The 11,434-nt window shown below is 70.4% G+C and carries 12 protein-coding genes; 8 read left to right on the top strand and 4 right to left on the bottom strand.

Annotated elements, in window-relative coordinates; all coding sequences use genetic code 11:
* The first annotated feature begins 125 nt into the window (after nucleotides 1–125).
* From ACZ4XD_RS20370 to ACZ4XD_RS20405, 8 genes are all read left to right on the top strand, one after another.
* Nucleotides 126–794 carry an HAD family hydrolase gene (locus ACZ4XD_RS20370; protein WP_468043932.1) on the top strand — a complete coding sequence of 223 codons (669 nt, stop codon included), beginning with the start codon at nucleotides 126–128 and terminating at the stop codon, nucleotides 792–794.
* Nucleotides 795–888: 94 nt separating this feature from the next.
* The gene (locus ACZ4XD_RS20375; RefSeq protein ID WP_468043934.1) at nucleotides 889–2,127 is read left to right on the top strand and encodes an MFS transporter; all 1,239 of its coding nucleotides are present in this window, start codon (nucleotides 889–891) and stop codon (nucleotides 2,125–2,127) included.
* Nucleotides 2,096–3,271, top strand: a complete 1,176-nt coding sequence (locus tag ACZ4XD_RS20380; RefSeq protein ID WP_468043936.1) for an acetoin utilization protein AcuC — start codon at nucleotides 2,096–2,098, stop codon at nucleotides 3,269–3,271. The genes ACZ4XD_RS20375 and ACZ4XD_RS20380 overlap by 32 nt, the downstream gene beginning before the upstream one ends.
* 229 nt (nucleotides 3,272–3,500) lie before the next feature.
* Nucleotides 3,501–4,316 (top strand): phosphatase, encoded by an 816-nt coding sequence (locus ACZ4XD_RS20385; RefSeq protein WP_251084615.1) that lies wholly within the window; start codon nucleotides 3,501–3,503, stop codon nucleotides 4,314–4,316.
* A 128-nt stretch (nucleotides 4,317–4,444) separates the two neighbouring features.
* Entirely contained in the window at nucleotides 4,445–4,654 is a 210-nt protein-coding gene (locus tag ACZ4XD_RS20390) for a helix-turn-helix domain-containing protein (protein WP_006604741.1), read from the top strand.
* 120 nt (nucleotides 4,655–4,774) lie between these two features.
* A complete protein-coding gene (locus ACZ4XD_RS20395; protein ID WP_003948845.1) occupies nucleotides 4,775–4,873 on the top strand; it encodes a 30S ribosomal protein bS22 in 99 nt (32 codons plus the stop codon).
* A 200-nt stretch (nucleotides 4,874–5,073) separates the two neighbouring features.
* Nucleotides 5,074–6,123, top strand: a complete 1,050-nt coding sequence (locus ACZ4XD_RS20400) for an NAD-dependent epimerase/dehydratase family protein (protein ID WP_468043938.1) — start codon at nucleotides 5,074–5,076, stop codon at nucleotides 6,121–6,123.
* A 14-nt stretch (nucleotides 6,124–6,137) separates the two neighbouring features.
* Nucleotides 6,138–7,133 carry a lysophospholipid acyltransferase family protein gene (locus tag ACZ4XD_RS20405; protein WP_468043940.1) on the top strand — a complete coding sequence of 332 codons (996 nt, stop codon included), beginning with the start codon at nucleotides 6,138–6,140 and terminating at the stop codon, nucleotides 7,131–7,133.
* A 47-nt stretch (nucleotides 7,134–7,180) separates the two neighbouring features.
* On the opposite strand, the gene ACZ4XD_RS20410 is transcribed toward ACZ4XD_RS20405, so the two are convergent.
* The 4 genes from ACZ4XD_RS20410 to ACZ4XD_RS20425 all read right to left on the bottom strand — a co-directional run bounded on the left by ACZ4XD_RS20410 (nucleotide 7,181) and on the right by ACZ4XD_RS20425 (nucleotide 11,347).
* The gene (locus ACZ4XD_RS20410) at nucleotides 7,181–8,389 is read right to left on the bottom strand and encodes a DUF5667 domain-containing protein (RefSeq protein WP_468043942.1); all 1,209 of its coding nucleotides are present in this window, start codon (nucleotides 8,387–8,389) and stop codon (nucleotides 7,181–7,183) included.
* A 273-nt stretch (nucleotides 8,390–8,662) separates the two neighbouring features.
* Nucleotides 8,663–9,448 (bottom strand): ECF subfamily RNA polymerase sigma factor, BldN family, encoded by a 786-nt coding sequence (locus ACZ4XD_RS20415; RefSeq protein ID WP_006604745.1) that lies wholly within the window; start codon nucleotides 9,446–9,448, stop codon nucleotides 8,663–8,665.
* Nucleotides 9,449–9,778: 330 nt separating this feature from the next.
* Entirely contained in the window at nucleotides 9,779–10,720 is a 942-nt protein-coding gene (locus ACZ4XD_RS20420; protein WP_033271004.1) for an HAD family hydrolase, read from the bottom strand.
* 348 nt (nucleotides 10,721–11,068) lie between these two features.
* The gene (locus tag ACZ4XD_RS20425; RefSeq protein ID WP_468043945.1) at nucleotides 11,069–11,347 is read right to left on the bottom strand and encodes a glutaredoxin family protein; all 279 of its coding nucleotides are present in this window, start codon (nucleotides 11,345–11,347) and stop codon (nucleotides 11,069–11,071) included.
* Nucleotides 11,348–11,434 lie beyond the last annotated feature (87 nt).

The raw sequence follows: 11,434 nt of genomic DNA on the forward strand, positions 1-11,434 counted from the left end.
ACTGCAGGGGGGACCCTGTGGGAGAGTAGGACGCCGCCGAACAATTTTTCAGCTCCGGTCCCTGAACCTCTGGTTCAGGGACCGGAGCTTTTTTGCGTTTCCGGCCGCTCGGTAGGCTCGTGAGCATGCGCTACGACCTGGTCATTTTCGATAACGACGGTGTCCTGGTGGACAGCGAGCCGATCTCCAATCGGATTCTTGCCGGCTACCTCACCGAATTGGGTCATCCGACCAGCTACGAAGATTCGCTGCGGGATTACATGGGTGGTGCGATGCACCGCATTCATGAGGTCGTGCTCCGGCGGTCCGGGAAGCGGCTGCCGGCCGAGTTCGACGAGAGTTTTCATGCGCGGGTCTTCGACGAGTTCCGTAGGCGGCTGGAGCCGGTGGCGGGGGTGCGCGAGGTGTTGGAGAAGCTAGCCGCGGACGGGGTGCCGTACTGCGTCGGGTCGTCGGGCAGCCATGATCGCATTCGGGTGGCGTTGACGAAGACCGGGCTGTGGGAGCGGTTCGCAGTGGCCGGCGGTGGTGCCGGTGAGCGGATCTTCTCGTCGCAGGATGTGGGGCAGGGGAAGCCGGCGCCGGATCTCTTTCTGTATGCGGCGCAGGAGATGGGGGTGGCGCCGGAGCGGTGTGCGGTGGTCGAGGACAGTCCGCTGGGCGTGCGGGCCGCGGTCGCCGCGGGGATGGACGTCTACGGGTTCACGGCGATGACACCGGCGGAGAAGCTGACGGAGGCCGGGGCCACCGTGCTGTTCGCCCATATGGCGGAGCTGCCGGCGCTGTTGCAGTAGGGGACACCGTCCCCGCCGACCGCCGGACGCCAAGGGAAATCGGCGCTGTGATCCATCTACCCAGTGGTAGTGGGGAGTTTTAGGCTGAGCGGCCATGACGGCCCGTCGGGTACCAGGAGCGCGGCTGCGGCACGGCCGGGTGTCGCTCGCCCTGAGCTTCTTCATCCAGGGCGCGGTCTTCGCCCTCCTGGTGACCCGAATACCCGCGATCCAGGACCGCTACGGGATCTCGGACGGCCTGCTGCCGGTGTTCCTGGCGGCGGTGCCGGTCCTCGCGGCGGTGGGCAGCGTCGTCACCGAGCGGCTGGTGAAGCGGGTGCGGCCCGGCCGGGTGCTGCGAGCGGTGCAGCCGGTGGTGTGTCTGGCGCTGGCCGCCGTCGGCTCGGTCGGTTCGATGGCGCAGGCGGCGCTGGCGCTGGCGGTGTTCGGGCTGTTGGTGGGCGCGCTGGACGCCTCGATGAACATGCTCGGGGTGAGCCTTCAGCGGGCGTACGGGCGGAGCATCATGCTCGGGTTCCACGCCGCGTACAGCCTGGGCGGCATCGTGGGCGCCTCGCTGGCCTGGGCGGGTGCGCACTGGAAGCTGTCGCTGGCGCTGCTGTACGGGCCGGTTGTGGCGGTCCTGGTGCCGCTGGCGCTGCTCGTGGGCCGATGGTTCGTGGACCGGGGCCGGGAGGCGCCGGGGGCCGGCGAGGAGGGGACGGCAGGGGCCGTCGTGCCCCTGGCGATGCGGCTGTTGTTGCCGCTGTGTCTGGTGATGGCCTTCGCCTATATCGGGGACTCGACCGTCTCCAACTGGAGCGCCAAGTACCTCCAGGACGTCCTGGGCAGCTCCGAGCAGCTCGCCACCGTCCCGTACAACGTCTATATGGTCACCACGCTGCTCGGGCGGGCGGTGGGGGACCTGGGCGTGCGGCGCTTCGGGGCGGCCGCGGTGGTGCGGGCCGGGGCGGTGGTCGCGGCGGGCGGCTTCGCGGTGGTGGCGGCGGCGCCGGGGGCGTGGGCCGGTATGGCGGGGTTCACGCTGCTGGGGTTCGGGCTCAGTGTGCTCGTGCCCCAGACGTTCGCCGCGGCGGGGCGTTACGCCTTTGAGCGGCACGGTCCGGAGGCCGCGGACATGGCCGTCGCGCGGCTGAACATCTTCAATTACGTGGGCTTCTTGATCGGCTCTCCGCTGGTCGGTGCGCTGGGTGATGCCTGGAGCTATCGGGGGGCGATGCTCGTACCGATGGCCCTGGTGCTGGTGACGCTGGTGTATGCCCGCTCGTTCGGGGCGCCGGCGGCCCGATACGGTGACGGGCATGAGCGGCCGCGCACAGCTGATGTGGGATGAGGCAGTAACGGGCTACGACTTCGGGTCCGGGCATCCGATGGACCCGGTCCGGCTCGCGCTGACCATGCGTTTGGTGGAGGCGTTCGAGCTGGACCGCGGACCGCTGGAGGTGGTCGCGGCCAAGCCGGCCGGGGACTCCACGCTGCGGCTGGTGCATCGCGAGGACTACATCGCCGCGGTCCGCAGAGCCTCGGCGGACCCGGCGACCGCGGACCTGTCGTACGGGCTGGGGACGGCGGACGATCCGGCGTTCCCGCGGATGCATGAGGCGTCCGCGCTGATCGCCGGGCAGTCGGTGGGCGCGGCGGAGGCCGTCTGGCGCGGCGACGCGGCGCATGCGGTGAACTTCGCCGGCGGTCTGCACCACGCGATGCCGGGCGGGGCGGCCGGATTCTGCATCTACAACGACGCGTCGCTGGCGATCGCCCGGCTGCTGGAGCTGGGGGCCGAACGGGTCGCGTATGTGGATGTGGACGTCCACCACGGAGACGGTGTGCAGGCGGCGTTCTGGGAGGACCCGCGGGTACTGACGATCTCGCTGCACGAGCATCCCCGGACGCTCTTCCCGCAGACCGGCTGGCCGGAGGAGACCGGCGGGGCGGGCGCGGAGGGCACCGCGGTGAATGTGGCGCTGCCGGCCGGGACCGGGGACGAGGGCTGGCTGCGGGCGTTCCACGCGGTGGTCCCGGAGCTGCTGGGGGCCTTCCGGCCGCAGGTGATCGTGACGCAGCACGGCGCGGACACCCACTTCGAGGATCCGCTGGCGCATCTCGCGGTGAGCCTGGACGCCCAGCGTGCGGTGGCGGAGGCCTGCCACGACCTGGCGCATCAGCACGCCGACGGCCGGTGGGTCGCGCTCGGCGGGGGCGGCTATGCGGTGGTGGACGTGGTGCCGCGCAGCTGGACGCATCTGGTCGCGATCGCGGCGGGCCGGCCGATCGAGCCGACCTCGATGGTGCCGGAGGCCTGGCGGCACGAAGTGTTCCGCCGGACCCGCCAGTTGGCGCCGCACCGGATGACGGACGGCCGTACACCGCAGTGGCGGGACTTCTTCGACGAGGGCTATGACCCGGCCGACCGGCTGGACCAGGCGGTGCTGGCGACCCGTCGGGCGGTCTTCCCGGCGCACGGGTTGCTGCCGTAGGGCCGGCTTTCATGCCGGGTCCCTGTAACGCTGTTACGGAGACCCGGGAGCGGGTACTGCGCGAGAGCCGACGGCCCGCACGCGGTCGTCGTCCCGCACCGCACCGCACCGCACCGACCGCCCCGTCCGCCGCCCCCGTACGGCCGTATCCGGCTCCGCGCCCCACGGATGTGTGACGTCCCGTCGGTCCGGGCACCCGAAGGCCGACCAACCGGACAGTATGGGAAGCGTGTTGGGAACCGGGGCGCTGCGGGCGCACCTGATCGAGGCGCGGCTCGCGGGGACGATCGCGACCACGCGGGAGAAGAGCCTGGCGCGCTACCGGCTCTTCGCGGCACGCGACCCCAGGGCGCTGCTGGGGCTGGATCCCGAACGGGACTGGCCACTGAGTGAAGTACTGCGACTGATGGGGCGGAAGTGCGGGGTTTCGGTCGATCCCGCGCACACTTCCGGCCCGGATGTGATCGACCCGGACCGCACGGTCGCCGCGCTGGACGGGTTCGCCGAACGGATCGCCACCGCGGCCGGCCGCCGGGCACCGGTGCTGATCGGCACCGGCCATCCGCACCGCCTGCTGGAGTTCTACGCCGCCCTCGCAGACGCTCTCTCGTCGGCGGGCTGCACCGTTCTCACCCCGGCGTATGGCGCCCGTGTCGACATAGCGACCCGGTTCGGGGTACGTCCCTGCACCCTTGAGTACGTACGGGGAGTCGCGCTGATGCGAGAAACCGGCGTGCGGGGTGCGCCCGGGGCCGGGGGCGTACACACCCATTCCCCGCTCCCGGTACGGACCGCTCTGGCGGCCGCGGCGGACGCTGCGGGGCCGCTGCCGGGGCTGGTGATCGGGGACCACGGTTGGGTCTGCGGGGCAGGTCAGCTGGGCTTTGAGGCGATCGGGCTGGCGGACACGGACGACCCGGCGCCGTTCGTCGGCCAGGCCGAGGGACGGGTGTCCGTGGTCGTGCCGCTCGATGACGCCGTGCGGGCCGCGGACTATCGGCCGCTGGCCCGCTATGTGTTGAATCGAGCATGTCTGTCCCGATAGGCGGCTGTTCGCTGCTCCTCTTCCCCACTCGCATCACCCGCCCCTAATCTGGGGAGTGAGCGCATAGCGACGAAGAGTCACCGGAGGGGAAGCCGGTGACCGTCTTATGCGGAAGGTGCAGGTGTGACATGGCGGCAGACCAGAGGCCTCTGAACGAGGTCGTGTTCCTGACAGTGGCGGAGGTCGCCACGGTGATGCGAGTGTCGAAGATGACCGTGTACCGCCTGGTGCACAGCGGTCATCTGCCCGCGATTCGCGTGGGGAGGTCATTCCGGGTTCCGGAGCAGGCGGTGCACGACTACCTCCGGGAGTCCTTTGTGGGGGTGGAATCAGCCTGACAGGTCCGTCGCCGACCCTCGGATTACGCCGTTCGCCCGGCGGCGGGTAGGCTGGCCCGATGTAGGTAGTGTGGGCTCGGACGCCCCGCACCGAGTGATTCGAAGTGAGCGAGGGTAGTCGTGGGCTCTGTTATCAAGAAGCGGCGCAAGCGGATGGCGAAGAAGAAGCACCGCAAGCTGCTCAAGCGCACCCGTGTTCAGCGTCGTAACAAGAAGTAAGCGACGCTGATCGCGAATTCGCAGCCCCTCATCGCCTTGGAGCGATGGGGGGCTGCGGTGCGTTGTGGGCCGTATGGACGGTGGTCGGACGGAAATGTGGCCACGGGCATCCTGCGGTCATCACTGCGCAACACCGACCCGATAGCGTGGTCTGCACAGCTCGGGCCAGTCGTGGTCGCGGCGGGAAGGAAGGGCTGATCTTGGGCAAGGTCGTGCTCGTCACGGGAGTCGCACGGCAATTGGGCGGCCGGTTCGTCCGCCGCATCCAGCGCGATCCCGATGTCGACCGGGTGATCGGGGTGGACGCCGTGCCACCGGAGCACCATCTGGGCGGCGCCGAATTCCTCAAAGCCGATATCCGGCATCCGGCCATTGCCCGGGTCCTGGCCGAGACGGGCGTCGACACCGTCGTCCATATGGACATCAACGGCACGCCGTTGGGCAAGCGCGGCGGCCGCGCCTCGGTGAAGGAAACCAACGTCATCGGGACGATGCAGCTGCTCGGCGCCTGCCAGAAGGCCCCTCATGTGCAGCGGCTGGTCATCAAGTCCAGCACCAGCGTCTACGGCTCCGCGCCCCGCGACCCCGCCGTCTTCACCGAGACCACCACCCCGAAGTCACTGCCCAGTGGCGGCTTCGCCAAGGACGTCGTCGAGGTCGAGGGGTACGTCCGCGGCTTCGCCCGCCGCAGGCCGGATGTGGCGGTCTGTGTGCTGCGCTTCGCCAACATCCTCGGGCCGTGCGCGGATTCCCCGCTCGCCGAGTATTTTTCGCTGCCCGTATGGCCCACCGTGCTCGGCTACGACCCGCGGCTGCAGTTCGTCCACGAGGACGACGCCATCGAGGTGCTGCGGATGGCCGCCGCCGCGCCGCGCCGCGGCACGCTCAACAGCGGCACGTTCAATATCGCCGGAGACGGTGTGCTGCTGCTCTCGCAGACCTCCCGGCGGCTGGGGCGGCCGACCGTGCCGCTGCTGCTGCCGACGGTCACCTGGGCCGGTACGGCGCTGCGGTCCATCGGCATCACGGACTTCTCGCCGGAACAGATCCGGCTGCTCACGCACGGCAGGGTCGTCGAAACGACGCAGATGCGCGAGACACTGGGGTTCCACCCGAAGTACACGACGGCGGAGACCTTCGCGGAATTCGCCCGCAGCCGCGGACCCGGGCTGCTGCCGCCCGAGTCCCTCGCCCGCACCGTCGACCGGCTCGCCGGCGTGCTGCCCGCACGCGGCGGCCCGACCCAGTGAGGAGTTCATCCACGATGGCGGACGCCAAGGTCATTCCCTTCGGCGAGGAGCCCCGGGCGCGCAGGAAGGCCAGGCGGGCCGGGCGCGCGGGACGCGATGCGGCGCTGGCGCCCGTACCGGAGGCACGGACCGAGCATCCGCCGGCGGTGCCCGCGCGGCCGAGTCCCGGGCGGTCCCTGGACGAACGGATCGCGGGCGGGCTGGCGTTTCTGCGGCGGCGGATCACCGGCGACTATGAAGTCGATGACTTCGGGTACGACAAGGAGCTGACCGACCAGGTCCTGATGTCGCTGCTGCGGCCCTTCTACGAGAAGTACTTCCGGGTCGAGGTGAAGGGGGTGGAGAACATCCCCTCCGACGGCGGTGCGCTGATCGTCGCCAACCACTCCGGGACGCTGCCGCTGGACGGCCTGATGCTCCAGGTCGGGGTGCACGACAATCACCCGGCGCAGCGTCATCTCCGGCTGCTGGCAGCCGATTTGGTGTTCGTCCTGCCCGTGATAAACGAACTGGCACGCAAGGCCGGGCACACCCTCGCCTGCGCGGAGGACGCCCAGCGGCTGCTGGAGCGTGGTGAGATCGTCGGGGTGATGCCGGAGGGCTTCAAGGGCATCGGCAAGCCCTTCGCGGACCGCTACAAGCTCCAGCGCTTCGGGCGGGGCGGCTTCGTCTCCACGGCTCTGAAGGCCGGGGTGCCGATCGTGCCGTGCTCGATCGTCGGCGCGGAGGAGATCTACCCGATGATCGGGAACGCCAAGACGCTGGCGCGGGTGCTGGGGCTGCCGTATTTCCCGGTCACGCCGACCTTCCCGTGGCTGGGGCCGCTGGGTGCGGTGCCGCTGCCGACGAAGTGGACGATCCAGTTCGGCGAGCCGATCCAGACGGCTGGCTATCCGGCGGAGGCGGCGGACGATCCGATGCTGATGTTCAACCTGACCGATCAGGTACGGGAAACGATTCAGCACACCCTCTACAAGCTGCTGGTACAGCGACGCTCGGTGTTCTTCTGAGGGAAGGACCAGAAGAACACCGAGCGGGCCGGCACCGGAGAGCCGGGCTACTTGGGGAGATCCTCGCCGTCGATGCCCAGACCGGGAAGCAGCCCCGGGATCAGCGGCGGGAGGGTGACATCGGGGCGGCCGCCGGTGTCCTTGCCGCCGCTCCCCCCGTCGTGCGGTGACGGGCTGTCGCCCTTGGACGGCGGGTCGAGCAGCCCGCCCGTGCTGCCGCCGAGCAGGCCGTCCTCCTGCGAGGGTGAGGCCGACGGGCGCGGGGCGTGCGAGCCGGCGCGGTGCTTGCCGTGGGCGGACTTGCTGCCGGACGGCGCCGGACGGCCGTCGGAGCCGGAGCCGGTGCCCGCGGAGGCGGGCGTGTCGCGGTGGTGGCGCCTGCTGTCCGGAGTGGACGGCAGCAGCGAACGGAGCGGACCGACCTCTTTGTCTATGGCGTCGAAGACCGAGCTGACCTCGTCGCGGACATCGGTGAGCTGCACCGGGAGCTTGTCGCGCAGATGCGACCAGGTGCCGCGGTGGGACTTGGTGAAGGAGTTCAGCGCCTGGATGGGGTCGAGCGAGCCATCGCGCTCATACGCCGCGTGCAGCAGGCGGTGGCCCTCGCCCGCGTCGTGCCGGATGCCGGCCAGCGCCTTGCGGATCTCGCCGAGCGCCTCGTGGTCGAGGTCGGCGAGCCGGGCGCGCTCCATCAGGCGGCGGACCTCCATCATGCGGGTGGAGGCCTGGTCGAGAAGGAGCCGGCCGCGGTCGGAGTCATCGTCGGCCATGCCGAGCCGGAGGTCCTCCATACCGCGCTTGAGGCCGTAGAGGGAGTCGCCGGGGAGGGCGTCGGAGCTGGCCGCGGCGACACCGCTGAACGCTCCGGCGGCGACGCCGACCGTCAGCCCGCCGGCCGCCAGCCCCTTGGAGAGGCGGGAGCGCGGGCGCAGTCGGCCGATCGATTTCGTGGCGCGGTGCGCGCCTTTGTGTGCGCGCTGCTCGGGCACCCTGGCACCGTCGGACGGAGCGCCTTCGGCGAAGGCGGCCTCCATCGCGGCGATGAGCTGGGCGCGCTGGACAGTCTTGACCTCGGTGGCCATCTCGGGCCCCGGGAGTCTCCCGAGGCCGTCGGCGACCGCCAACAGCCGTGCTTCGCCCGGCGCTTGCGCCGGATTGTCGACCTGGTCCTCGGCCGCCGCGCCTTCGAGGACCTGCTCCTCCAGCGCCTGGGCGAAGGCGTTGGCCCGCCGGTGCACCGAGACATTTGCGATCACGGGCGGCACCTCCTCTCGTCATCCCGCTCGACTCCCCGGACTGGCTTTGACTGTCCAGATGGACCGGATGGTTGCACGCCGTGCTCCGCGGCCACTCGATCGAGTGAGTGGCCGCGGGCATGGCGTGACCGCATGGAGCCTGCATCCCGCACAACGAGCGGCGCGGCACTCGGGTTACGCACTCACGATGATCTGACCGACCGGGTGCGAGTGGTTACCAAGAGTGAGCGAATGGCGGTGTGGGACGGGGCGTCGGTTCATGTGGACAGGGGGTCAGCGGGCGTCTTCGGGGAGCAGTCGCGCGAGGGTGCGGACCGCGCGGTACTGGAGGGTCTTGATCGCGCCCTCGTTCTTGCCCATGACGCGGGCGGTCTCGGCGACCGAGAGGCCCTGCAGGAAGCGCAGCGTGACGCACTCCTGCTGCTGGGGGTTGAGCTTGCGTACCGCCTCCAGGAGGGCGGCGTTGGAGAGCGATTCGAGGACCGAGTCCTCGGGGCTGCGCTCGACCTCGTTGGCGTCGAGCATCTCTCCGGTGGTGACTTCCAGGCGGAAGCGGGAGGACTTGAAGTGGTCGGCGACGAGGTTGCGGGCGATGGTCACCAGCCAGGCGCCGAAGTCACGGCCCTGCCAGGTGAACGTGCCGATGCGGCGCAGGGCGCGCAGAAAGGTCTCGCTGGTCAGGTCCTCGGCCGTGGCGCGGCCGCCCACGCGGTAATAGATGTAGCGGTAGACCGTGTCGGCGTACTGGTCGTAGAGGCGGCCGAAGGCTTCGGCCTCGCCGGCCTGGGCTCGTTCGACGAGGTCCATCATGCGACGGCTGTCGCTGTCGGCGGGGCGACGGGCGGTGGTCGTGCCGGTGCCTGAGCGGCGGGTTCTGCCGGCGGCCTTTCCGACCGCAGCACTCCCGTCGGCCAGGGCATAGCAGGGTCCGGCGGCGGGGACGGCTGAGGCGAATGCGGGGACGGCGTACGCGGTGGGGACAAAACTGCGCAGGTGGTCGACGAGTGTCGTACGCAGCGTAGCCAGGCCCGAGGCGTCAACCCCGACGTGTGGGTACACGGGACTCCCAGAGGCAGAGCTTCCATCACGTGCAGTGCGGGACCGTTCACTCCTCGTAGGGACGTGTGGGTTCCGGATTGCGTCTGAGGAGAATAACGCTTCGTACAGGCAGCGCTACACCCAGTTGCTCAAATCATCGATTAGTTACGGTCCGTGCCGGGTTGGTGGCAGATCAAGTATCGAATACTGAGCAACTATTGATCGGAAGGGAACGCAATCTGCCTGGTTGGAAGGCGTGTTGTGGCTGACCGACGGCAGCGGGACTGAGGGGACGGCACGGGGGGTAGGGAGAGGGGATGGCCGTCCCGTCCGTTTGGTGATCTGGCCTGGTCAGCGGCGTCGGCGCTGGAGCGCGACCGCGGCCGCGGCGCCGCCGGCGAGGGCGCCCACCCCGGCCGCCGCCGGGATGCCGATCTTGGCCGCTTTCCGGCCGGTGCGGTAGTCGCGCAGCCGCCAGCCCTGCTCCCGGGCGTGCTTGCGCAGCCTGCTGTCGGGATTGATCGCATACGGGTGCCCGACGAGCGAGAGCATCGGGATGTCGTTGGCGGAGTCGCTGTAGGCGGCGCAGTGCGACAGGTCCAGGCCCTCGGCGGCCGCCAGTGCGCGCACCGCCTCGGCCTTGGCGGGGCCGTGCAGCGGCTCACCGACCAGCTTGCCCGTGTAGACACCGCCGACGGACTCGGCGACGGTGCCCAGCGCGCCGGTCAGGCCGAGCCGGCGGGCGATGATCGTCGCGGTCTCGACGGGGGCCGCGGTCACCAGCCAGACCTTCTGGCCGGCGTCGAGGTGGGCCTGGGCCAGGGCACGGGTGCCGGGCCAGACCCGCTCGGCCATGTACTCGTCGTAGATCTCCTCGCCGATGGACATCAGCTCGGCGACGCGGTGGCCCTGGACGATGGACAGCGCGCTGTTGCGGACGTCCGCCATGTGCTCGGGGTTCTCCGAGCCGGCCAGCCGGAAGTAGATCTGCTGCCAGGCGAAGCGGGCGAGGTCTCGCTTGTGGAAGAAGTGCCGTTTGTACAGGCCGCGGCCGAAGTGGAAGAGCGCGGCGCCCTGCATGACGGTGTTGTCCAGGTCGAAGAACGCGGCGGCCGCGGTGTCCCCGACCACCGGGAATTCGGGCTCCGCGGGCGTCTCCTCGACGGGCGGGGCCTCCTGGGAGGACTTGCGGGCGGCCTCGGCCGCGGCCTCGCCGGCCAGCACGCTGCGGGCCGTGGCGGGGCGTCGGCGGCGAGGGATCCAGCCCAGGTCGAAGAGCGCCCCGGAGGGCATCCAGCCGGATCGGCGAGCGGGCGACATGCCGACAGCGTAGCCAGTTTGTTCGGTGCAGCCGGTTACGGGCGCGTGTCAGGAGGGCCTGGGGAGGGGGAAGGGCGCATTACGGCCACCTCAGCGGGGCCTTAGGGGGCGGGCGAACGCTTCCCGTAGGGGGCGAGAAGGCCCCCTGCGGGGCCACAACGTGGCGGGGGGAGGGGGAATTCCCTCGGCGGGGGTGGCGATTCCTCGCGTGGCGGGGTGGGGAATTCACGCGTGGCGGGGGTGGGTGATTCCTCGTGCGGCGGGGGTGGCGATTCCGCGCGCGGCGGGATGGGGGTTTTCAGGCGCGGCTGGGGGCCGGGGTCAGGTGCCCAGGGCCGTACGCAGGCGTTTCGGGTCGACGCGCCAGAAGTCGTGCTGGGCGCCGTCGACGAGGATGACCGGAATCTGCTCCCAGTACTTGCGGTGCAGCTCGGGGTCCTCGGTGATGTCTTTCCGCTCCCACGACGCGCCGGTCTCGGCGCAGACCTTCTCGATCACGGCCTGGGCGTCGTCGCAGAGGTGGCAGCCCGGCTTGCCGACGAGGGTGACCAGCCGGTCGGCGGGGTTCTTGCGGGGGCTGCGGCTGAACAAGGGGGCCATGGAGCCATTGTGCCGGGTCGCGGCGGTGCCCGGCCCGGCCGGGTTCGATTACCATCGGTGGGCGATTTGTAGGTTTCCGGGGGTATA

The sequence above is a fragment of the Streptomyces sp. NPDC029466 genome (assembly GCF_055574515.1).